A 21,389-nucleotide genomic window follows, 5' to 3' on the forward strand; every position below is an offset into this window, starting at 1 on the left:
GGCCAAGGCCGAAGAGACCGTGGCGCGGCTGCCGGTGCTCGACCGCAAGCTCCTGATGATCGCCGGCGCCATCGCCACCCGGCCGAAAATGCTCTTCCTCGACGAGCCGGTGGGCGGGCTCAACGTCGCCGAGATCGACCAGATCATGGCGATGGTGCTGAAACTGCGCGACCAGGGACTGACCATCGTCCTGATCGAGCATGTCATGCGCTTTCTCCTGGCGCTCTCCAGCCGCGTCGTCATCATGCACCATGGCAAGGTGATCTTCGAGGGCCGGCCGGACAAGGTCGCCGAGGACCAGACCGTCGTCGAAACCTATCTCGGCCAGGGCACGCAGAAACGGCTGAAGAAATTCTTCGATGAGCAAGCCGCCACGACGAATGCGGCGGCGGGGACGCCATGACGGGCACAGCCGCAAAACCGCCTGTCCTGCAACTCGACGGCATCGTCTCCGGCTATGACGGGCTCGACGTGCTCAAGGGCATTTCGCTGACCGTCAATGCCGGTGAGTTCGTCACCGTCGTCGGCCCGAACGGCCATGGCAAGTCGACATTGCTCAAGACCATCTCCGGCCTGGTGCCGCTGCGCGGCGGGCAGATCAGCATCGACGGCCAGCGCCTGTCCGGCAGGCCGCATGAGACGGCGATGCTGGGGGTCGCCCACGTGCCGCAGGGCGACATGCTGTTCGCGCAGATGAGCGTGCTCGAAAACCTTTTGATGGGCGCCTATCTGGCGCCGGACAAGGCCGAGATCAAACGCCGGCTGGACGAGGTCTACACGCTTCTGCCGAAGCTTGCCGACCGCCGCGGCCAGATCGCCTCGAGCCTGTCCGGCGGCGAACGGCGCATGGTCGGCATCGGCCGCGGCCTGATGATGGGGGGGCGCATCCTTTTGATCGACGAGCCGTCGCTTGGCCTGGCGCCGCTGATCATCGATCAGGTCTACGGCGTCATTTCCGAACTGAGCAAGGCCGGCCGGACGATCCTCTTGGTGGAGGAGAACCCGGCGCGGGTCGAGGACCTGGCCGACCGCCTGCATCTGCTCGACGACGGCGCCATCGTCTGGTCGGGCAAGCCCGCCGAGCTGATGGCGCGCGACGAGCTTCTCGCAACCTATCTTGGAGGCTGACGCCATGGTCGATGTGCTCATGGCCATTCTCGTCGCCGGCTTCACCTCGGGCGCGCTCTATGCCCTGGCGACGGTGGGTCTGTCGCTGGTCTGGGGGTCGATGGGCATGCTCAACATGGCCCATGCGGCGATGCTGACGCTTGGCGGTTATGTCGCCTTCACGGTGATCACCTCGCTCGGCCTGCCGATCGCGATCGGCTTCGCCGGCGCCATCCTGGCCGGCGCCGTGGCCGGCGCCATCCTCTATTTCGCGATCGTGCGCAACCTGTTGAAGAACGACAAGTCGACATTCGAAGCCAATGTCATGATCGCCACGGTCGGCATCGGCATCGCGCTTGAGAATGCCATTCTGCTGACCTATGGCGGGCAGCCGTTGAAGCAGCCGGTTTCGATCGCCGGCACTTTTCGCCTCGGGCCGCTGACTCTGCCCTGGCAGAACCTTTTGATCATCGCGGTGGTCGTCGTCATGATGGTGGTGGTTTCGCTGGCGCTCGGCCGGACGCGGATGGGTCGCGCGATCCGGGCGACGGCGCAGAACCGCGACGCGGCCCAGCTCATGGGCGTCGCCGTCAACCGCGTCTATCTGCAGGTGCTGATGCTGTCCGGCGCGCTCGCCGGCATCTGCGGCGTCATGGTGTCGTCGATGACGCAATTGTCGCCGCCGCTCGGCAACGACCCGATGCTGAAGGCCTTCATCATGTGCGTGGTCGCCGGTCTCGGCAATCTGCCGGGCGCGGTCGCTGCCGCGCTTGGCCTGGCGCTGTTCGAATCCTTCGTCCAGTACGCGCTTGGCGCCCGCTGGGGGTTTCCGTCGTTGCTGTTCGTGGTCATTGCCGTGCTGATCTGGCGACCGTCGGGCCTTTTCGGCCGCGCCGAAATCCGGCGCATGTGAGGGCACCATGACGGATACGAAACCCATGTCGCGCATCTCCCGCTCAGCCAGGACCGATCTTGCCATCAGCCTGGTGCTGGTCGCGGCGGCGATCGCGCTGCCCTTCATGGTCGACAGCCGCTACATCCTCGGCCAGATCGTGCTGGCACTGTTTTATGCAACGATCGCCTCGCAGTGGAACCTCCTGTTCGGCTTCTCTGGCATCTTCTCGCTGGCGCAAATGGCGATCTTCGCCTTCGGCGGCTATGCGACGGCGATGCTCTGTTTCTATTTCGGCTGGAACGTCTGGGCAGCCCTCGTGCCCGGCGCGCTCGGCGCCGTGCTGTTCTCGCTGGCCGTCGGCCTCGCCTGCCTTCGCCTGACCGGCGTCTATGTGGCGCTGCTGACGCTGGCGATCGCCCAGACGATGTATCTGCTGATCGTAACCGACACCGAATGCTTCGTCATGGTCGGCTCCGTCTGCCGCCAGTTCACCGGCGGCGCCGTCGGCTTTGCCCGCTTTGGCGATCTTGGCACCAGGGCCTTGCTGCGCGCGCAGTGGCTGGTCGGCAATTACGCGATCATCGCCGTACTGTTTGCAGTCACGATGGTCTTCACCTACGCGATCGTCAAAAGCCCGATCGGCCTGGCCTTCCGGGCGCTGAAGGACAATCCTGGCTATGCAGTGGCGCGCGGCGTCAACCGCTTCCAGGCGCAGCTTCTGGTCTTCGGCATCTCCGCCTTCTTCACCGGGCTGGCCGGCGGTTTCTATGCCGCGCATTTCCAGGCGATCGGCCCCGGCGTGCTGTCGATGTCGCAATTGATGTTCATCATCGCCATCGTCGTGGTCGGCGGCGTCGGCACGTTCTGGGGGCCGCTGGTCGGCACGGTGGTGCTGGTCCTGGCCGATGAACTGATGCGCGAGAGCGGAGAGTTCCGCACTCTTGGCCTCGGCCTGATCATCGCGCTGTCGGTGGTGCTGATGCCGAAGGGCCTCGTCGGCCGTTTTGGCGACCTCGTCCACTGGCTCGCGCGGCGCCGCGCCAAGCTGACTGACGCAAAGCCAATAGACAGCAACATTGTGCAAAGCCCGGCTCCGGCCGGAAAATGAGAGACTGACGATGTTCGATACGATCATAGTGGGTGCCGGTTCGGCCGGCTGCGTGCTGGCCAACCGGCTCAGCGCCGATCCGGCCCGCAAGGTGCTGTTGCTGGAGGCCGGGCGCGAGGCGCCGCTCGCCTCGGACGTGCCGTCGGACTGGCCGACCATGTTCAACACTGCCGTCGACTGGGGCTATTACACCGAGCCGCAGGCCGGTTGCCGCGGCAGGCGGGTGTTCTGGCCGCGCGGCAAGATGATCGGCGGCTCCGGCGCGCTGAACGCCATGATCTATATTCGCGGCTTGCCGTCCGACTATGACGGCTGGGCCGCCATGGGCTGCCCCGGCTGGGCGTGGGCCGATGTGCTGCCGGTGTTCAAGGCCTGCGAAAGCAATGCCGAACTCGGCAACGATCCGCTGCACGGCGCCAACGGGCCACTGCATATCGGCAATGTCGGGCATGTCGATCCCAACGAGCTTGCCTGGATCGAGGCCTGCAAGGCCGCCGGCTACAAGCAGAACCGCGATTTCAACGGCGTCGAGCAGGAAGGCGTCGGCCTCTTCCAGTTCACCATCAAGAACGGCGAGCGCTGGGGCACCGGCAAGGCCTATCTGCGCCCGGCGCGGGAACGCCCCAACCTGACGGTGAGAACCGGCGTGCTGGCAACGGGCCTGATCGTCGAGAAGGGCAGGGTCAGGGGTATCCGCTACCTGGTCGACGGCGTGCCGGAGACCGCTTTCGCCGACAGCGAGGTGGTGCTGTCCTCGGGCTCGATCGGCAGCTGCCAGCTGATGCTGCTTTCGGGCATCGGGCCGGCCGACGAACTCGCCCAGATCGGCGTTGCGCCCGTGCACGACCTGCCGGGCGTCGGCAAGGATCTGCAGGACCACATCAACATTCCGATCACCTTCTATACGAAGGACAAGATCGGCGTCGGCGCCTGGACCGACGAGACGCTGCAGCGCGACTTCCTGGAATGGCAGACATCGCGCAGCGGTCCGCGTTCCTCGCCCTGGGTGGCGGCCGGTGGCTTCGTCAAGAGCCGGCCCGATGTCGAACCGGATTTGCAGCTTTACGGTGCGATCAGCCCGCATCGCGACTATGTGCGCTTCCTGTCGTCGAAGCCCGGCATCACGTTGCACACCACGCTGCAGCGGCCTGACAGCCGCGGCGAGATCCGCCTGCGCTCGGCCAATCCGGTCGAGTATCCGGCGATCGATCCGCGTTACTTCGTCAGCGACGAGGACGGTTCCGACATCGCGACGCTGGTCGAAGGCATCCGCATCAGCCGCCGGATCGCGGCGCAGTCGCCGCTTGCCGAAATGCTGGTCGGCGAAATCACGCCAAGCGCCGAATGCGAGAGCGACGACGAGATCGCGCAGTATATTCGCGGCCACTGCACGACGCTCTATCACCCGACCAGCACCTGTCGCATGGGCACCGACGCGATGGCCGTCGTCGATCCTTCGTCGATGAAGGTGCATGGATTGGACGGGCTTTGCATCGCCGACGCCTCTGTGTTTCCAAAGATGGTCTCGGGCAACACCAACGCGCCGACGATCATGATCGCCGAACGCGCCGCGTCGATGATCCTGGCGGGATGAGGCAGAGATGACGACGGGCTGGAATTTTCACGAACTCTATCTCTGGCATGAGACCGGCGCCGCCGCGCAGTTCTTCCAGCCGAGCCTGACCATCGAGCCGGGCGAGCATGCCGAGAATGCCGCAACCAAGCGCCGGTTCCGCAATCTCATGGAGGTTTCAGGCCTCACCGACAAACTGGCCAAGATCGCTTCCGTTGCGGTGAGCGAGGACGATCTGGCCCTGTTTCACGACCGCGACTACATCAGCCGTATCAAGACGCTCAGCGACGGGCGTGGCGGCGATGCGAGCTATCTCACCCCCTTCGGCCATGGTAGCTACGAGATTGCCTGCCTGGCGGCCGGCGGCACCGCTGCGGTGATGGATGCGGTGCTGAGCGGCGATGTCGGCAATGGTTACGCGCTGGTGCGGCCGCCCGGGCACCATGCCGAGCGCGCGCAAGGCATGGGCTTTTGCCTGTTCGGCAACGTTCCGGTCGCCATACTGAAGAACCGGGCCAAGCATGGCTTCGGGCGCGTTGCCACCGTCGACTGGGACGTCCATCACGGCAACGGCACGCAGTCCGCCTTCTATGCGGATCCGTCCGTGCTGACGATCTCGATCCACCAGGACGGGCTCTATCCGCATGACAGCGGTTTTCACAAGGAGCGCGGCGAGGGCAAGGGCGAAGGCTACAACATCAACGTGCCACTGCCCGCCGGATGTGGCCACGGCGCCTATATGTCGGTGTTCGAACGCATCGTTCTGCCGGCGCTCTATCGCTACCAGCCCGATCTCATCGTCGTGCCGTCCGGCTTCGATGCCTCGGCGGCCGATCCGCTGGGCCGCATGATGCTGCACAGCGCCAGCTACCGCGAGATGACGCGCATGCTGATGCAGGCGGCCGACGATCTCTGCGGCGGACGCCTGATGATGTCGCATGAAGGCGGCTATTCGGCTGCCTACGTCCCCTATTGCGGCCTGGCGGTGATGGAGCAGCTGTCCGGCATCAGGACGCATATCGACGATCCGTTCCTGCCGGTCTTCGAAGGTTACGCCGGCCAGCCCCTGCAGCCGCACCAGGCAGATGCCATTGCCAGGGCGGAAGAACTATTGGGCGGCGTCGAATAGCTTTGGCGCCTCACCAGCCTCCCTTCGGGCCACCCTAGCGATCGATGATCGCCATGATGCGCTCGTTGTAACGCTCACCCGAGACCTTGCCCGGCGCCAGTGCGGCGTCGAGCGCCTGCATCGCGGCGGCGTCGAGCTTGATTGCCACGGCGGCGACGTTTTCCTCGAGATATTTTCGGCGCTTGGTGCCGGGGATCGGCACGAAGTCGATGCCGAAATCAGAACCCTTGTGCAACAGCCAGGCCAGCGCGACCTGGCCCGGCTTGACACCCTTGGCCACAGCAATGTCGCGGACAACTCCGGCGGCCTGTACATTGGCGTCGTAGTTGGCGCCTTGGTAGCGCGGGTCGCCGCGCCGGAAATCGCCTTCCGGATAATCCTCGGCGCGCTTGACGTCGCCGGTGAGGAAACCCCGGCCGAGCGGCGAGAACGGCACCAGGCCGATGCCGAGTTCGGCTAGAACCGGGATGATCTCCGGCTCCAGATTGCGTTCCCACAGCGAATACTCGCTCTGCACCGCCGACAACGGATGTACGCCATGCGCCCGGCGGATGTTGGCAGCACCCGCCTCCGACAGGCCGAAGAAGCGCACCTTGCCCTCGGCTACCAGTTCGCCCACCGTCCCCGCGACATCCTCGATCGGCACCGCCGGATCGATGCGGTGCTGGTAGAGCAGGTCGATATGGTCGGTGGCGAGCCGGCTGAGCGATCCGTCCACCGCCTCGCGGATGTGTTCGGGCCGGCTATCGCGATCGGTGCCGACCTGCTTGCCGTTTTCGATGCGGAAGCCGAATTTGGTGGCGATGGTCACCTGGTCGCGCCGGCCTTTCAGCGCCCGGCCGAGCAATTTCTCATTGGTGTAGGGGCCATAGACTTCCGCGGTGTCGAAAAAAGTGCAGCCGAGTTCGATGGCGCGGTGCAGGGTGGCGATCGATTCCGCTTCGTCGGCCGGGCCGTAGGACTGGCTCATGCCCATGCAGCCGAGGCCGATCACCGATACCTGCAGCCCCTGGCTGCCGAGTTTTCGTGTGATCAAAGTCATCTGCCGTGCTCCAACAAGAATTTTGAAAACTATATAGAGCACTCGCTCCGTTTCCACAGCCGCTCGACGGTGTCGCCTTGGGGGTCAGGCTGCGGCCTTGACGGGAGTTAGCACGGGCTCTCCATCAAAGAAGGCGTCGAGGTTTGCACGCACGAGCGCAGCCATGCGGCTCACGGCCACATCGGTAACGCCGGCAATGTGGGGCGATAGAAACAGGTTGGGAACGTCAGCCCAGTGCCCGGGTGAGGCTGGCTCATCCTGGTAGACGTCCAATGCGGCAGCTCCGAGCGCACCGTGCGTGAGCGCATCGATCAGCGCACCCTCGTCGACCAGCGATCCCCGGGCGACATTGATGATGGCGCCTTGGGGGCCAAGCGCCTGCAGCACGCTTGCCGAAATCAGTCCGCGGTTGTCGTTCCTGGCGGGCGCGGCGACCACCAGCACGTCACTTGCCTGTGCCAGCCCGAGAATGCTAGCTGCCTTCGGCCAAGGGGTGCCAGGCTTGTCATGTGGGCCCCACCACGAAGTCACCATGCGCAGCACATCCGCCCTATGAGCGATCGCACGTCCGATGCTGCCCAGTCCGACGATGCCGAGCCGGAGCCCCGCGACAGAACGTGTTATCATCTTCCGGCCTGATCGCCATGCGCCGCTGCGAACCCAGCGATCGCCGGTGGAGATACTCCTGTAGATGTTCAGTATCTGCGCGATCGCAAAGTCGGCCACGTCCTCGTGGTTGACATTCTGGGCATGCGTCACAATGATGCCGTGCTGTCGGGTCCAGTCTACATCTATTCCGTCATAGCCCGCGTTGAAGCAGGCTATCAGGGCAAGGTTCGGCAAGACCTGCAGCACGTTCGTATCAAACGGACGGCTTCCGTCGACGATCACGGCACGGGCGGAACACGATCCAGCCTCCGAAATCGGAGAGGCAAGCTCGACGATTTGATACCTGGCTCCGAGCATGTCGCGCAGAAACGGCGCGAGATATGGGTGCGCCAGAGCCACCAACTTCTTTTCCATCACAGACTTGCCTCCGATTGGGGATTTCCAAGCGTCGGCAAGTCTGGCTGGCTTTGACCGATCTGCGAATAATCTTGGAGCGCTAGCCGAAGGATCCATCGGATGGATCAGGCCCATACCCACGGATGAGGCGATGAACGCCAAAAGGCAACGGTCGAGGAGATTTGCGCACTCATCGCAACCATCGAACACGCAGAATGCGCCAACTGTCCCGCAGATGCTGGCTACTCTTCCGTTAAAACAGGAAACACTCCAGGCGGTTCTTATCTTCAGGGCGGAGGAACTATTGTGACTCGCTGTCCACCATGCGGATGCGGCTCACTTGTGCGCCCGATCTATACCGGCCGATCAAGCCGAAGTTTGCTTGCCATCATGTTCAGCGGGGGCAGCAGCAACGATATCAAAGGCTTGCGTACCGGCTTTTCGAAATAGAACGAGACCACGAAGGAGACCGACAGGACCAGCGCGAGGACGATTGCCAGGGCCGGCCATCGGCCGACCGTTGGCGACAGCGCGTTGAGCCCGAGCAGGCCGATATGCTGATGCAGGAGATAGAGCGGGTAGGTCAGCCCGCCCAACACGAGCACCAAAGGTGTCGGCGCGATGCGGTGACGCAAGAGGAGAGCTCCGCCAAAAAGGGCATAAACGACGATATTTGCGATAAGCAGCTTTGAAAACGGCAGCGAGACTCCGTAATTTTCCTGCTGCCAGTCGGCCTCGATATGCAGGTACTCGCACGACAGCAGGAACGCCGCACCGAGCAGCACCAGCGCCTCGCTCGACGCACCTTTCGCGACCATGTGCTGGGCAAGGATTCCGGCGGCGAAGAATGGCGCAAATTGCGTTGCGAACAGCATGTGCAGGGCCATGCTGTGGATGAATGTTTCGTTGATCACGGAAATCAGCAGCCATGTCGCTACGATTTGCAGCTTCCAGCGCGAGAAGACGCCAAAGAACAGGGCGATCGCAATCCAGCCATAGAAAATGATCTCGAAGACGATCGACCAGTAGACACCGTCCATGAAGGGCTTGTTGAGGGCGGGAGCGACGATAATGAGATTAGCGACCCACGTCATCGGGTCGTATGGAAGGTTCGGATCGGCGGCCAGGAATTGGATGGTGAAGCTGGCAGTCATGCAGACAAGAAAGCCAGGGTAAAGCCGCGCGAACCTTGCCACGGCGAACTCCGTCCAGTTCCGGCCTTCGGCCGACCAGGCAATGACGAAACCGCTGATCAGAAAAAACAGACTGACGCCCATGTAGCCGTAGATCGCGAAGGGGTCGAGTTCGGGGTAGCCATTCACCAGCAGCGGCGGTGTGTGCGATGCCCGGAAAAAGTAGTGAAAGCAGACGACAGCCAAAGCCGCCACCAGACGCAGCAGATCAAGCGAACCCATGCGCTCGGCTTTGCCGCTTGTCGATCCAGATGCCATTGAACCACCCCGCCCAATTGCTGTGACGCTAGGCGAGGGCGAAGCTGCATTTCTGTGAAAGACGACACTTTCATACGAAGAATGATCCCACGAATCCGATTTTGTGAAATATGAGAACAAGCTCGATCGGTCAGACCATGCCCGGCCGTCATTCTCGGGTCCTCCGTCTCGCCATCCGACCACGCGCGAAATTGACTGGCCTCCCGGTCTCGGCCATCCTTGTCCTATTCGCCCTGTTGTGTGGCTTGGGGCGCGAAGCTTGAGGCAATTAAGCCGGATGGGGCTACTCTGGCTGTCTGGCAATGGGTGCTCGAAGTCGGCGACAGTCCACTTCGCGTTTGATCTGGGTCAACACGCCGTTTTTCCAATGCGCTTATACTGCCTATTGTCTTGGGAAGGACGCAAGGCGGGCGGGTGGTCCGAGCCGAACTGAAACGGGCACAAGAGCGGCCCCGACGCGGACCACCCGTAACCTTGAGGAAAGCGATCGCCACCTGCCCAAACTGGCGGGGCGTGCCTTCGGAACAGCGGTTCGGTGAGGCGTCAAACGCGACTGATGGCGCAATGGTTTCCCACGGCCATTCACCAACCGACTGTTTCAACTGGCGCGTTAGAACCGTCTCAAAATTGACAGGACACTCAGTCTCGGCCATTTTGAAAAGGTTCTCGGGCTGCGATCAGGCCCCGACCCGGCGTATGAGCGAACCCATGGCCAGTTCCGTCACTGCCCAGAAATCCAAGCGCGCCGCGGTGCGCCGGGCGCTTGACCGCCACAAGGTCTACGTCACCACGCAGCGCTTTTCCGCCGGCGCATACAGCGCGCGGGTTCTGGTCGACGGCGAGGCCTATTGGGTCGACGAGTTCCGGTTGAGCCAGCTTCAGCAGGGACTTTCGCCCGCCGAGCTCGAATTGACTCCGGCCGCCGACGATTGAGCCGCGTGGGCGTGACACCTGCCTGTCGCATGCTGACAAAATGAATCAAGCAATGTGCGCCAAGCCCTTGTTTTCGTGCGGCATCCCGACCGGCACGCAGACATGACCACCTCGCCAAAACTCAAGGCCTATCGCGCCAAGCGCGAATTCAGCCGCACGCCGGAACCCGCAGGCGGACTGCTCCGCGACGATGGCAACCGCTTCGTCATTCACAAGCATCACGCCACGGCCGACCACTATGATCTGCGCCTGCAGGTCGGCGATGTCCTGAAAAGCTGGGCGGTGCCGCGCGGCCCGTCGCTCAATCCCGCGGACAAAAGACTGGCGGTCGAGACCGAGGACCATCCGCTCGACTATATCGACTTCGAGGGCGTCATTCCCGAGGGCGAATATGGCGGCGGTCCGATGATCGTCTGGGATACCGGCACCTGGGCGCCAATGGACGATGTCGAAAAGAGCCTGCGCACCGGCGCCTTCAAATTTCGCCTGGCCGGCGAGAAGCTGAATGGCGGCTGGATGCTGACGCGGCTGAAGCCCAAGCCAGGCGAGGATGAAGGCAAGAAAAACTGGCTGCTGTTCAAGGAGCGCGACCTCGCCGCCGATACCAAACTCGATATCCTCAGCGAGCGGCCCGAGAGCGTCAAATCCGGCCGGCGTATCGAGGAGCTGGTCGCAGCGCCGAAGCCTGCCGCTAAAGCTGCAAGGGCGATCGCGCTGAAACCGGGCGCCTTGCCCGGCGCGGTCAAGGCGCCGGCGCCGGCGCGCATCGAGCCGCAACTGGCCACGCGGGTGCCGAAACCGCCGGATGGTGTCGATACTCGAGAAATCTGGCTGCACGAGATCAAGTTCGACGGCTATCGCACCATGGCGCATCTGGCCGACAGGCAGGCGCGGCTGATCACCCGCGCCGGCCTCGACTGGACGAGGCGCTATGGCGACCTTCCGCACGCCTTCGCCAGGCTGCCCTGCCGCGAGGCGGTTATCGACGGCGAGGTCGTCGTGCTCGATGGCAAGGGCATCAGCCGCTTCGCGCTGTTGCAGGACGCGTTGGCGGAGGGCGCCGGCAACAAGCTGCACTTCTACGCCTTCGATTTGCTTTATCTCGATGGCTGGGATCTGAGGAAAGCGCCGCTCATCAGGCGCAAGGCGCTGCTGTCGCAACTGCTCGCCGGCCTTGGCGCCAATTCTGCGATCCAGTTCTCCGACCATGTCGAGGGCGACGGCCAGGGGCTCTATGACCAGGCCAGTGACCTCGGACTGGAAGGCGTCGTGTCCAAGCGCGCCACCGCGACCTACCAGAGCGGCCGCACCAAAAGCTGGACCAAGACCAAGGCGCTGAAGAACGGCGACTTCGTCATCGCCGGCTACACCACATCGGACGCCGCCGAAGGGCTGGCGGCACTTGGCATGGCGGAATTCGACGGCGACGAATTGCACTATCGCGGCAAGGTCGGCACCGGCTTCGATGCCGGGACGGCCGGCGAATTGCTGGCGCGGCTTGAACCGTTGCGCGAAGGCGCCACCCCGCCCGAAGGCGTGCCGGGCGAGATCATGCGCAAGATGAACTGGGTGCGGCCATTGTTGTCGGCGCGCATTCACTACGCCAACCGCACGTCGGACAATGCGCTGCGTCACGGCGTGTTCCGTGGCCTGAGGGATGTCGGCCTGTCGACGCCAGTCTCGGCGAAACGCAAGCGGCTGATCGCCGAGGCCGATCTCGCGACGATCTGGGTGACCAACCCGACGCGGCGGCTGTTCGGCAAGACCGGGCCGACCAAGCTCGACATCGCGGTCTATTACGCGCTGGTCGGCGACTTCATGCTGCCGCACATTCTCGGCCGTCCGGTGTCGCTGGTGCGCTGCCCGACCGGCAAGCCGCAAGACTGTTTCTTCCAGCGCCATGCCTTCACCGGCATGCCGCCTTCGGTCGTCACCTTCGAGGCGACCAATTCCGAGGGCGAGACCAAGTCCTATCTGTCGGTCGAGGGCGCCAAGGGCTATCTGGCGTTGGCGCAGTTCGGCGTTGTCGAGTTCCACACCTGGGGCACGCATCGGACAAAACTGGACAGGCCCGACCTGATCGTCTTCGACCTCGACCCGGGCGAGGGGATTGCGTGGCGCGAGGTGGTGGAGGCCGCGGTGCACATCAGGGGTGAGCTGGAGGGTCTCGGGCTGATGCCATTCGCCAAGACCTCCGGCGGCAGCGGCATTCACGTCACCGTGCCGGTGACGCAAAAGCAGAACTGGAAGAAGCTGCATCAGGCGAGCAGCGCCATCTCCATGCATCTGGCTGCCACCGCACCGGATACCTTCACCACCACCATGGGCAAGGACAACCGCAAGCGGCGCATCTTCATCGACTATCACCGCAATGCGCGGGGCCACACGTCCGCCGCACCCTATTCGCTGCGCGCCCGCACCAACCTGCCGGCCTCGACGCCGGTGAGCTGGTCCGATCTGGAATCCATCGACGCCCCGCAGGATTTGAATTATTCTTCGCTGCCGGGCCTTCTGGCTACCTCCGGCGATCCCTGGGCCGACATGGAAGATTTCGCTAGGGATTTGCCGGTATTGTGAGGGCTCGATGTAGGATTTCGGCGTTGTCACTCGTCCTTTGGACGAACAGCGCTGCAACAGTTCGACAGTGCACGGCCGCGTAGGAGAGAATTCATGGCGCCCAGGGCAAGTTGGAAAGGTTACCTCAAGCTCAGCCTCGTCAGCTGTCCGGTCCGGCTCTATCCGGCGACGAGTGCCAGCGAACGCATCAGCTTCAACCAGCTGCATAAGAAGACCCACAACCGGATCAACATGAAGCCGGTCGATCCCGAACTCGGGCTGGTCGAGCGCTCGGACCTGGTCAAGGGCTACGAGTACGAGGACAAGCAGTACATCATCATCGACGATGCCGATCTCGACGCGGTGCGCATCGAATCCAATCACACGATGAACATCGAGGCCTTCGTCGACGAGGGCGAGGTCGACGTCATCTACCAGGACGCGCCCTATTACCTGGCGCCGGATGGAGCGATGGCGGAGGAAACCTTCGCCGTGCTGCGCGAAGCGATGCGCAAATCCGGCAAGCTGGCGATCGCGCGCCTGGTGCTGTCCAGCCGCGAGCGGATCGTCACCATCGGCGCGCGCGAGAACGGCATGTTTGTCTGCACGTTGAGGAACCCCAACGAAGTGCGCGGCACGGCTGAATATTTCGGCAATATCCCCGCCGGCAAGCCCGACCCGGAAATGCTGCAACTGGCCGAAGCGCTGATCAAGCAGAAGGAAACCAGCTTCGATCCGAAGAACTACGAGGACCGCTACGAGATCGCGCTGATGACGATGATCCGCGAGAAGCTGAAGGGCCACAAGCCGATCATCGCGGCCGCACCCGAGCGCGGCAACGTCATCAACCTGATGGATGCGTTGAAGGCGAGCCTGTCGCAGCAGGCCAAGCCGCCGGCGAAATCCAAGAGCAAGGCCGATGAGACGGCAAAGCCCACGGCCAGGGGCAAGGCGGCGCCCAAGGAAAATCCGCTCAAGGCGAACCTGTTGAAGGCCGTCGGCAAGAGCAAGGCGTGACGGTCCCCGCCGGCGGCATCCCAGGCGCCGTCTTCGGCATCATCGGCGCGCTGGCGGCGTTTCCGCTGCGGCTGGCCGCGCGCGAGGTCGCGCGCCAGCAGGGTCAGTTGCGGCGTGGCGTAACCAGACGCACCAGCCATGTCGTGTTCGGGCGAACGCTGCTTGCCAAGGCAGGCGATGCCGAGATCGAGCGCCGCGCCGATGCCGAGCGCAGGGCGGGGCGCACCCTTCTCAGTGAAAACGGATTTCTTCGCCTCCTGGGCCTGATGAAGGCGCCGGAGGCCTCGGCGCTGTCGCGACAGTCGCTCATCGACCAGTCGCGGCTAGCCGCCGTCGATCTCGATCTTTTGTCGCTGTTCGATGCCTTTGAGCATGATCGCGAGCCTTATTCCTTCCGCGACCTGATCCTGGCTCGCAAATATGCCGGGCTGATATCAGGTGGTGCGAGTTGGGGCGCGATCGCGCGCTCCGTCCACCGCTCCGGTCCAGTCGCCTCGCTCACCGCCAAGTCGCTCGCTGTCGGCTCGGCATCTGGCCGTCCGGATGCGATCTATCTCGAGAACGGCCAGAGCGAGCTCGATGGCCAGTTGCTGTTCGATTTGGGAGCGCCTGATGACGATACGCTGGAAGAATTGTTCGCCGAGGCGGAAGTAGCGGAAGCGGCTGAAGACCACGAGCAGGCGGCGGCGCTCTACCAGCGCTGCCTTGCTATCGACCCGACCGACGCCATCGCCGCCTTCAACCGCGCCAATTGCCTGCGCGGCGCCGGCCGCGTGGCGGAAGCTGCTCATGACTATGCCCGCGCGATAAAACTCGATCCCGGATTCGTCGAAGCCTGGTTCAATCTGGCCGGGCTGATGAGCGATGAGGGCAGGGTGGCGTCCGCACGCCGGCATCTGCAAAAGGCGATTGCGCTGGATGCAAAGTACGCCGATGCGGTGTTCAATCTCGCCCGGCTCGAATTCGACGCCGGCAATCTTGAAGAGGCTCGCCGGTGCTGGGTCCGTTATCTCGAGCTCGACGCGGATTCCGAATGGGCGCGCATGGCGGCCAAGGGGGTCCAGTTCGTCGATTTGCATATGGCGCGGATGTCGGGGTGATAATGATTGGCGAAGGCCGAGATGACAGCCAATCTCCCCCCTTGTGGGGGAGATGTCCGGCAGGACAGAGGGGGGCGCTGTCCCGCCGAGGCGAGGACCAATTTCGAAGTGTTTGTCTCCTCGAAAGATTGATCGAAGGTCGGCATTCCTTCGCGCCCCCCTCTGCCCTGCCGGGCATCTCCCCCACAAGGGGGGAGATCAGCAGCGTCGCCGTCGCGCGGGACACTGCCTCATGACCACGTTCCTCTTCGACGGCCCCGAAACCGCCCCTGTCACCATCCTGCTCGCCCACGGCGCCGGGGCGCCGATGGACTCGGCTTCGATGGAAGCCACGGCCAAGGCGCTCGCCGCCGCAGGCTTTCAGGTCGCGCGCTTCGAATTCCACTATATGGCCGCCCGCCGCTACGGCCATCGCAAGCCGCCGCCGCGGGCCGAGACGGTGAACCCGGAATATGTCAAGGCGATCGCAGACATCAGGGCGAAGGGCATGACCGGTCCGCTTGTCATCGGTGGCAAGTCGATGGGCGGGCGTGTCGCCTCGATGATCGCCGACGAGATGTTTTCCAAGGGCGAAATCTCGGGCCTGCTCTGCCTGGGCTATCCCTTCCACCCGCCGGCCAAGCCGACGCAATTGCGCACGAAGCATCTGGCCGGGCTGAAGACGCCAACGTTGATCTGCCAGGGGACGCGCGACGAGTTCGGCACCAGGGAAGAGGTCGCGACCTACGGCCTTTCCGATGCCATCGAGGTGATCTGGCTGGAGGATGGCGACCACGATCTGAAGCCGCGCAAGAGCGTTTCGGGCTTCTCCGCCGCCGATCACCTGAAGTCGCTCGCCGAGGCAGTGAAGGCGTGGACGGGAAGGATCGTCGGCTGAGGCGCCCGATGAAACTCGCGACCTTCAACATCAACAACATCAATGCGAGGCTGCAAAACCTGCTGACGTGGTTAGCTGTGGCCAAGCCCGATATCGTCTGCCTGCAGGAGTTGAAGGCGAGGGACATGCAGTTTCCGCGCACGGCACTCGCGGATGCCGGCTACGGCGCGGTGTGGAAGGGCGAGCCGACTTGGAACGGTGTCGCCATTCTGGCGCGCGGCTCGGAACCCGTGCTGACCCGCGAGGCGCTGCCCGGCGACGATGCGGACAAGCAAAGCCGCTACATCGAGGCGGCGGTCAACGGCATTGTTATTGCCTGCCTTTATGCGCCGAACGGCAATCCGCAGCCCGGCCCGAAATTCCAGTACAAGCTGGCCTGGCATGACAGGCTGGAAGCGCATGCCGCCGAGCTGTTCGACACCGGCCTGCCGGTGGCGCTGATCGGCGACTACAACATCGTGCCGGAGCCGCGCGACATCTACCCGACCCGCTCCTATGACGACAACGCGCTGGTGCAACCGGAAAGCCGGGCTTCTTTCCAGCGTCTGCTCGACCAAGGCTGGACCGATGCGCTACGCAAGAAATACCCGAAGGAAACGCTCTACACATTCTGGGATTACCGCCGCAATCGCTGGCCGCGCGACGCCGGCCTGCGGCTGGATCACATATTGCTGTCGAAGAAGCTGGCGCGCCGCCTCGCCGCTGCCGGCATCGACCGCGAGGTGCGCGGAGAGGACGGCGCCAGCGATCATGCACCGGTGTGGGTGGAATTGAAGGGGTGAATAGTGAATAGTGAATAGTGAATAGTGATTGCCGCTGTCATATGGCCATTCACCATTCACCATTCACCAGCTCAACTGACCGCCAGCACCCGCCCCGTATCGAGTTGGCGCACGAAATCCACGCCGGCGCCGTTCCAGTGATAGCTGTAGTGGCGGCCCTGGACGGGGATGGTGATGACGTCGGGCCAGAAGATGCCGACGCAGCGTCCGCCGGTCAGGCGCACGCTGGCCCAGGTGAGACCGTCGCTTCCGGCCGCGCGCAGGCCGCGTCCTTCCGCCTGCGAGGCGCTGTAGTCGTCCGGGTCCAGCACGCCGGGCACTGCGTCGACATCGTCGAGGTCGCGGTCGATGCTGCCGACCAGCACGCGGAAGTCGGCCGTCCAGCCGGGTTCCTCCTTGGTGGCGCGCATGAATTTCTGGTGGTGATGGATGGTCTCGGCCAGCGCGACGTCTTCGCTGTCGCCGGCATAGTAGATTCCATAGCTGCCGTCCGAGAAGCGGCCGGGCCGCAGGGTCGAGCAATGCACGAAGGGCGCCATCACCAGGCTGGCGCCCGGGCCGGAAACCCGTCTGGCGGCCGGGACCTTGCCGAGGTCGCCGATCTCGAGCCGGATACGCGGATTGGTCTTTTCCTCGACGGAGGCAAGCGCCTCCCAGTCGCGCGGATCGGCGATGTCCTCGAAGAGATCGATCGGCGGGTAGATGGAACGGATGATGCGAAAGGTCTGCTGCCAGCGAACATGGCGGCGAACCGCAAGTCCACTCACCATGCACCGCGTTCCGCATCGATCCATTCGCGCATCGCGGCAAGATCGGACATTTCCCCGCGCAGCATGAGATCAAGCGCCGATTGGCCTGCGAAGGCCGTGTTGGGCTTGCGGATCCAGGCATAGCCGCGTGACGGCTCGCTGAACAGATAGCGCAGGCCTTTGTGGATGCCCATCAGGTGGGCCATCCTCATCCTGAGATCGCGGTCGATCCTGCCGATGAGCCCTTCCTTCCAGCGTGCCCAGGTGCGGGGCGACATGCCGCCGAGAAGAATGCAGGCCTCGCCATCGGTGAGCGACCAGGCCTTGAACAAATTGACCGTGGTGCGCGCCAGGGCGCCCGCTTCCTCCTCGGTAATGGCGGCCGTTCCGGCCGCGGCCGGCGTGGTGACAATAGGCTGAAGCTGCATCGGAACCTCACTTTCTGGCAGATATATAGCACATGTTTGCCAATTGGCAAGAAATGGCCTGGCTTCAGGTCCTAGGACGACGGAAGGAGGGCAGCTTCGGTCGTGCCGTGTGGCGCTTCATTCCAGCGCCATCTGTCCAGCGGCCAGCGCGCAAGCTAGGCTGCGGCAAGCGTCAGCCAAGGGTTTCCAATGATCGACATCTCGCCCTCGAATGAATTCACAGCGTTGTTGCGGGGGCCTGGCCTCCATGGGTGATTTCGGCCTGGCCGAAATCACGATCGTGGCCGCGATCGTCCTCGCCGCCGCCATGGCGTTTCTCTACTGGCAGATGCGGCGAGCCCGTCTCCGGCGCAAGGCTCGGCGCCGGGCCGATCCCGCGAACGACTATGCCGTGCGCGCCGATTGGCGGCCGAGCACCACCACGACGCTCAACTACTCGGCCTTCGTCTACATGGATGTCGATGGCGACGGAAAATATGGGCTCGCCGACCGACCCATGGCCGGCATCATGGTGCGGCTGTTCGACGGGCAGGGCGCCTTCATTGCGGCGGAGCGAAGCAACAATGGCGGCTTCGCCAACTTCAAGATGTCGGCGATCCGGCGCCGCGCCGCGATCCGCTCGCCCGGCACCTATCGGTTTTCGGTCTCGGTTCCGCCGGGCTGGCGCACCAGCGGCGCCAATCAGGACCAGTCGTTGCAGCTTTCGGATGCGCCGGCATCGCTGGTCGGCCTGGTCGGGGAAAGCCTGCCGAAGCCGGTCGGGCTTGTGCCCGGGCGCTGGCTGACAGGCAGAATGCCGGCGGGCATCGAGACCACCCTGTCGGTGATGGGCAAGGGCCAGGTTCTCGAAAACCGGGTGCTGGCGACTGGTGTGCCTTTTCGCTTCGAGCTTCCGGATCTGGCCGACGAAATGCTGATATCGGGCGGCGGGCTCGACCGGCGCCTTGCGCTGTCACCCTACCCGACCGATCTCGGACTGCTCATACTCGGTTCAGTAGCGCCCGATGCATCCCTGCACGCGATCGGCTTCGACGATGTCACCGCGCTCGGCTTGCGCAAGGTGCCCTGCGGCCATTCGGGGCTCGACTGGCGCAATCTCAACGCCATGTCGCGCGACCACGTCAAGGGCAGCGAGGGCTATGTCAACGGCAATGTGTCGGGAGCCCACATCGCCTATACCAGCAGCGGCCATCCGGCCGAATTCAGCCGCGAACGTCCTTTCGGCTTTCACTCGGCGATGTTGACCGCGGCATGGTTGATGTCTGAGGGAGAGACAGCGGTGATCGAAAGCTGGCTTGGCGAACAACGCATTGCCAGCGACGAAATCGTGCTGTCGGCACTCGCGCCGGTGCACTATGCGCCGATGCTCAAATCAGTGACGCGCGTTCGCCTCTCGACGAAGCACCACTGGCAGCTCGTGCTGGACGATCTGGTGCTGGTCCTCTGAATCAACCCGGGACGGGGGTTGAAAGCGCGCCGTTGGCTGTGATCGCCGAAAGCCTGTCCTTCTTGACAAGCGTCGGCTTCTCATAGGTCTTCTTCATGCCGAGCTCTCCAGATATCCCAAGCGGATAATGTCTGGCTTCCGCCCAATGTCAACCACGGCTGGGACCCCGCAGCTTATGCGTGTTGCCCAGGAAAGTCCTGGTTTTGGCACCTGGGAATCGGCCGTGCGAGATCAGCCTGCGGGGCCGATGGGGCCGGAAGCGCCATTGCCGGCCGTGACCGCCGAAAGCCTGCCCTTCCTGACAAGCATCGGCTTCTCATAGATCTTTTTCACACCGAACCCTCCGGCAAATTTCCCACCGACAAAACCCCAGCCTGCCGTCGAAAACACCGTCGGCGCCGGTACAGGACGATCTCGCAGTCGGGCTTACTCGACAATGACGATGGGACCCGATGCGCCGTTGGCGGCCGTTACCGCCGACAGCTTGCCTTTTCTGACCAGCGTCGGCTTTTCATAAATCTTCTTCATGTCAAGCTCTCCAATATATCCCATGCGGATAATGTCAGACTGCTGCTTCCTGTCAACCTTGCCTGCCGGTGCTTGCCTTCTATTCTTGGGGAGTTTGGTCTTTATGCAACTCGCTAGGCCGTGAACTCATAAATGCGGAATGACCGAGATGGTGGTGGAAGCGGACGTTGACATCAATCTTCGGGTGCTCAAAAAAGGGCGCAAGGATGGATGCGCCGTGAGTGGTCTCCGATGATCGATGCACAGAGGCTACTGCCGCAGAGCAAGCACGATGTCGATTCCATCCCTTTCATTATCAAAGCGGGCTATCCCGCGATCGCGCCGATACTGGACGAACTGTTGGATTGGACGGCCGATAGCAATTGGCCGGTAGCTAGACCTCTCGCTGATTTCCTCGTTACCTTGGGGACACCGCTGATTGATCCGATTTCGCGGATCCTTAAAGGAACCGATGGAGCTCAAAAGTATCACTGCATAACTCTGCTCATACGGAGATTGCCGATCGACGTTCTCGGTGGCTTGGAAGAGGATCTGCGGCAACTAGCGGATCACCCAGACGAAGATGACAAACGAGAGGGCATCGATATTGAAGCGAGTGAAGTCTTGCTTCATTTCGAACGTCACCATTTGCCATGATTTATGTCCGCAACAGGTCGTTTTTCCGACTGACACTTTCATATATCGGCGGAATCTGATTCAGGCTCGACATGAGCCAATATGACCTTACCGACTTCGAATGGCGTGTGATCAAGCCACAGTTGCCCAACAAGCCGCGAGGCCTGCCGCGTGTTGACGACCGGCGGGTGCTCAACGGCATCTTCTGGGTACTGCGATCCGGTGCGCCATGGCGCGATCTGCCAGAGCGATACGGCCCACGCACCACCTGCTACAATCGCTTTGTCCGATGGCGGAAAGCAGGTGTGTGGGACCGCCTCATGGCCAACATTACCAAAGCCCATGACGGCGAGGTTCAGATGATCGATACCTCAATCGTTCGCGTCCACCAGCAGGGTGCGACGGCAAAAAGGGGGATCGAGATCATTGTCTGGGTCGATCCCGAGGCGGGCTGACAACCAAAATCCATGCTCTTGTGGACGCCAAAGGCAGGCCGATCAAGCTGATGCTCACGGCAGGTCAGATGAGTGACATCGCCTCCGCAGCGGACTTGATCACGGATTTGCCCGAGGGTGCCATGCTACTCGCCGACAAGGGCTATGATGCCAACGCCTTGCGCACTGTCGTCACCGAGCGAAAGGCATGGGCCAACATCCCGCCCAAGGCCAACCGCAAGGACCCGATCTCCTTCAGTCCCTTCCTCTACAAGGCGCGCAACCTCGTCGAGCGCTTCTTCAATAAGGCCAAGCAGTTCCGCCGTATTGCCACCCGCTACGACAAGCTGGCTGAGAACTATCTTGCCGCCCTCAAGCTCGTTGCAATCCGCATCTGGCTACGCGGTAATGAGTCTACGTCCTAACAGTGCCGCGCCATGCGAACGACCCCGAAACTGCGCCTTGCATATCCGGATATTTGCACGCCACTATGTAGATCCGCCATCGGTCTGTTCTCAAGGCCGAGAGGCCAGATCCCTGATGAGAATATCTTGTCGCCTCTTGTTTTTTCAGAGCGCAGCTTGGCAAGGAACTCGGCTAAGATGTTGAAATG

22 protein-coding genes and 1 pseudogene are annotated in these 21,389 nt (G+C 63.0%); 15 read left to right on the forward strand and 8 right to left on the reverse strand.

From position 1 onward, the window contains the following. The 6 genes from CN311_RS24370 to CN311_RS24395 all read left to right on the forward strand — a co-directional run. The coding region (locus CN311_RS24370) for an ATP-binding cassette domain-containing protein (RefSeq protein ID WP_483425990.1) at positions 1-403 on the forward strand (403 nt) is incomplete at its 5' end. Next, positions 400-1,128: an ABC transporter ATP-binding protein gene (locus tag CN311_RS24375; protein ID WP_097576228.1), complete on the forward strand. Its 729-nt coding sequence runs from the start codon at positions 400-402 to the stop codon at positions 1,126-1,128. The genes CN311_RS24370 and CN311_RS24375, both read left to right, overlap by 4 nt. Positions 1,129-1,132: 4 nt before the next feature. Then, complete coding sequence (locus CN311_RS24380; RefSeq protein WP_097576229.1) at positions 1,133-2,020, forward strand: branched-chain amino acid ABC transporter permease; 888 nt, start codon at positions 1,133-1,135, stop codon at positions 2,018-2,020. 7 nt (positions 2,021-2,027) lie between these two features. Continuing rightward, positions 2,028-3,110, forward strand: a complete 1,083-nt coding sequence (locus tag CN311_RS24385) for a branched-chain amino acid ABC transporter permease (RefSeq protein WP_097576230.1) — start codon at positions 2,028-2,030, stop codon at positions 3,108-3,110. 10 nt (positions 3,111-3,120) lie between these two features. Further along, positions 3,121-4,704 carry a GMC family oxidoreductase gene (locus CN311_RS24390; RefSeq protein ID WP_097576231.1) on the forward strand — a complete coding sequence of 528 codons (1,584 nt, stop codon included), beginning with the start codon at positions 3,121-3,123 and terminating at the stop codon, positions 4,702-4,704. A 7-nt stretch (positions 4,705-4,711) separates the two neighbouring features. Continuing rightward, positions 4,712-5,812, forward strand: coding sequence for a class II histone deacetylase (locus CN311_RS24395; RefSeq protein ID WP_097576232.1), 1,101 nt, complete (start codon positions 4,712-4,714; stop codon positions 5,810-5,812). A 34-nt stretch (positions 5,813-5,846) separates the two neighbouring features. Here CN311_RS24395 and CN311_RS24400 read toward each other — a convergent pair whose 3' ends face one another. The 3 genes from CN311_RS24400 to CN311_RS24410 all read right to left on the reverse strand — a co-directional run bounded on the left by CN311_RS24400 (position 5,847) and on the right by CN311_RS24410 (position 9,430). Next, complete coding sequence (locus CN311_RS24400; RefSeq protein WP_097576233.1) at positions 5,847-6,854, reverse strand: aldo/keto reductase; 1,008 nt, start codon at positions 6,852-6,854, stop codon at positions 5,847-5,849. 84 nt (positions 6,855-6,938) lie between these two features. Further along, a complete protein-coding gene (locus CN311_RS24405; RefSeq protein WP_097576234.1) occupies positions 6,939-7,877 on the reverse strand; it encodes a 2-hydroxyacid dehydrogenase in 939 nt (312 codons plus the stop codon). Positions 7,878-8,212: 335 nt separating this feature from the next. Further along, positions 8,213-9,430: an acyltransferase family protein gene (locus CN311_RS24410; RefSeq protein WP_245440939.1), complete on the reverse strand. Its 1,218-nt coding sequence runs from the start codon at positions 9,428-9,430 to the stop codon at positions 8,213-8,215. 588 nt (positions 9,431-10,018) lie between these two features. Between CN311_RS24410 and CN311_RS24415 the strand changes: the two genes are divergently transcribed. The 6 genes from CN311_RS24415 (at position 10,019) to CN311_RS24440 (ending at position 16,575) form a co-directional block, all read left to right on the forward strand. After that, a complete protein-coding gene (locus CN311_RS24415) occupies positions 10,019-10,243 on the forward strand; it encodes a hypothetical protein (RefSeq protein ID WP_097576252.1) in 225 nt (74 codons plus the stop codon). A gap of 102 nt (positions 10,244-10,345) precedes the next feature. After that, a complete protein-coding gene (gene ligD / locus CN311_RS24420; protein WP_097576236.1) occupies positions 10,346-12,820 on the forward strand; it encodes a DNA ligase D in 2,475 nt (824 codons plus the stop codon). Between the two features lie 93 nt (positions 12,821-12,913). Then, positions 12,914-13,816 (forward strand): non-homologous end joining protein Ku, encoded by a 903-nt coding sequence (gene ku / locus CN311_RS24425; RefSeq protein WP_097576237.1) that lies wholly within the window; start codon positions 12,914-12,916, stop codon positions 13,814-13,816. Next, positions 13,813-14,916, forward strand: a complete 1,104-nt coding sequence (locus CN311_RS24430; RefSeq protein WP_097576238.1) for a tetratricopeptide repeat protein — start codon at positions 13,813-13,815, stop codon at positions 14,914-14,916. Before ku ends, CN311_RS24430 begins: the two co-directional genes overlap by 4 nt. Before the next feature lie 232 nt (positions 14,917-15,148). Continuing rightward, complete coding sequence (locus CN311_RS24435) at positions 15,149-15,793, forward strand: alpha/beta hydrolase family protein (protein ID WP_097576239.1); 645 nt, start codon at positions 15,149-15,151, stop codon at positions 15,791-15,793. An 8-nt stretch (positions 15,794-15,801) separates the two neighbouring features. Then, a complete protein-coding gene (locus CN311_RS24440; RefSeq protein WP_097576240.1) occupies positions 15,802-16,575 on the forward strand; it encodes an exodeoxyribonuclease III in 774 nt (257 codons plus the stop codon). A 71-nt stretch (positions 16,576-16,646) separates the two neighbouring features. Here the strand turns inward: CN311_RS24440 and CN311_RS24445 are convergent, their stop codons facing one another. Continuing rightward, positions 16,647-17,345, reverse strand: a complete 699-nt coding sequence (locus CN311_RS24445) for an RES family NAD+ phosphorylase (protein ID WP_097576241.1) — start codon at positions 17,343-17,345, stop codon at positions 16,647-16,649. Further along, a complete protein-coding gene (locus tag CN311_RS24450; RefSeq protein ID WP_097576242.1) occupies positions 17,339-17,752 on the reverse strand; it encodes an MbcA/ParS/Xre antitoxin family protein in 414 nt (137 codons plus the stop codon). Before CN311_RS24450 ends, CN311_RS24445 begins: the two co-directional genes overlap by 7 nt. Before the next feature lie 247 nt (positions 17,753-17,999). Here CN311_RS24450 and CN311_RS24455 point away from each other — a divergent pair, with 247 nt between their 5' ends. Next, positions 18,000-19,199 carry a hypothetical protein gene (locus CN311_RS24455; RefSeq protein WP_097576243.1) on the forward strand — a complete coding sequence of 400 codons (1,200 nt, stop codon included), beginning with the start codon at positions 18,000-18,002 and terminating at the stop codon, positions 19,197-19,199. 1 nt (position 19,200) lies between these two features. Here the strand turns inward: CN311_RS24455 and CN311_RS24460 are convergent, their stop codons facing one another. From CN311_RS24460 to CN311_RS24470, 3 genes are all read right to left on the reverse strand, one after another. Further along, positions 19,201-19,296, reverse strand: coding sequence for a hypothetical protein (locus tag CN311_RS24460; protein ID WP_097576244.1), 96 nt, complete (start codon positions 19,294-19,296; stop codon positions 19,201-19,203). Between the two features lie 134 nt (positions 19,297-19,430). After that, entirely contained in the window at positions 19,431-19,532 is a 102-nt protein-coding gene (locus CN311_RS24465) for a lasso RiPP family leader peptide-containing protein (protein ID WP_097576253.1), read from the reverse strand. Positions 19,533-19,625: 93 nt separating this feature from the next. After that, entirely contained in the window at positions 19,626-19,727 is a 102-nt protein-coding gene (locus tag CN311_RS24470) for a lasso RiPP family leader peptide-containing protein (protein ID WP_097576245.1), read from the reverse strand. A gap of 231 nt (positions 19,728-19,958) precedes the next feature. On the opposite strand from CN311_RS24470, the gene CN311_RS24475 reads away from it, so the two are divergent. Both CN311_RS24475 and CN311_RS24480 read left to right on the forward strand, forming a co-directional pair. Then, entirely contained in the window at positions 19,959-20,363 is a 405-nt protein-coding gene (locus CN311_RS24475; protein ID WP_097576254.1) for a DUF5071 domain-containing protein, read from the forward strand. A 71-nt stretch (positions 20,364-20,434) separates the two neighbouring features. Further along, positions 20,435-21,201: pseudogene (locus CN311_RS24480) on the forward strand (IS5 family transposase). The last annotated feature ends 188 nt before the right edge of the window (positions 21,202-21,389 follow it).

It is taken from the genome of Mesorhizobium sanjuanii (genome assembly GCF_002529485.1).
GTDB classification, from domain to species: domain Bacteria; phylum Pseudomonadota; class Alphaproteobacteria; order Rhizobiales; family Rhizobiaceae; genus Mesorhizobium; species Mesorhizobium sanjuanii.

Bases quoted from the DNA above. Each gene is read 5' to 3' on its own strand.
- CN311_RS24375 (WP_097576228.1), top strand. From the start codon at position 400: ATGACGGGCACAGCCGCAAAACCGCCTGTCCTGCAACTCGACGGCATC.
- CN311_RS24380 (WP_097576229.1), top strand. From the start codon at position 1,133: ATGGTCGATGTGCTCATGGCCATTCTCGTCGCCGGCTTCACCTCGGGC.
- CN311_RS24385 (WP_097576230.1), top strand. From the start codon at position 2,028: ATGACGGATACGAAACCCATGTCGCGCATCTCCCGCTCAGCCAGGACC.
- CN311_RS24390 (WP_097576231.1), top strand. From the start codon at position 3,121: ATGTTCGATACGATCATAGTGGGTGCCGGTTCGGCCGGCTGCGTGCTG.
- CN311_RS24395 (WP_097576232.1), top strand. From the start codon at position 4,712: ATGACGACGGGCTGGAATTTTCACGAACTCTATCTCTGGCATGAGACC.
- CN311_RS24400 (WP_097576233.1), bottom strand. From the start codon at position 6,854: ATGACTTTGATCACACGAAAACTCGGCAGCCAGGGGCTGCAGGTATCG.
- CN311_RS24405 (WP_097576234.1), bottom strand. From the start codon at position 7,877: ATGGAAAAGAAGTTGGTGGCTCTGGCGCACCCATATCTCGCGCCGTTT.
- CN311_RS24415 (WP_097576252.1), top strand. From the start codon at position 10,019: ATGGCCAGTTCCGTCACTGCCCAGAAATCCAAGCGCGCCGCGGTGCGC.
- ligD (WP_097576236.1), top strand. From the start codon at position 10,346: ATGACCACCTCGCCAAAACTCAAGGCCTATCGCGCCAAGCGCGAATTC.
- ku (WP_097576237.1), top strand. From the start codon at position 12,914: ATGGCGCCCAGGGCAAGTTGGAAAGGTTACCTCAAGCTCAGCCTCGTC.
- CN311_RS24435 (WP_097576239.1), top strand. From the start codon at position 15,149: ATGACCACGTTCCTCTTCGACGGCCCCGAAACCGCCCCTGTCACCATC.
- CN311_RS24440 (WP_097576240.1), top strand. From the start codon at position 15,802: ATGAAACTCGCGACCTTCAACATCAACAACATCAATGCGAGGCTGCAA.
- CN311_RS24445 (WP_097576241.1), bottom strand. From the start codon at position 17,345: ATGGTGAGTGGACTTGCGGTTCGCCGCCATGTTCGCTGGCAGCAGACC.
- CN311_RS24450 (WP_097576242.1), bottom strand. From the start codon at position 17,752: ATGCAGCTTCAGCCTATTGTCACCACGCCGGCCGCGGCCGGAACGGCC.
- CN311_RS24455 (WP_097576243.1), top strand. From the start codon at position 18,000: ATGGGTGATTTCGGCCTGGCCGAAATCACGATCGTGGCCGCGATCGTC.
- CN311_RS24460 (WP_097576244.1), bottom strand. From the start codon at position 19,296: ATGAAGAAGACCTATGAGAAGCCGACGCTTGTCAAGAAGGACAGGCTT.
- CN311_RS24470 (WP_097576245.1), bottom strand. From the start codon at position 19,727: ATGAAGAAGATTTATGAAAAGCCGACGCTGGTCAGAAAAGGCAAGCTG.
- CN311_RS24475 (WP_097576254.1), top strand. From the start codon at position 19,959: ATGATCGATGCACAGAGGCTACTGCCGCAGAGCAAGCACGATGTCGAT.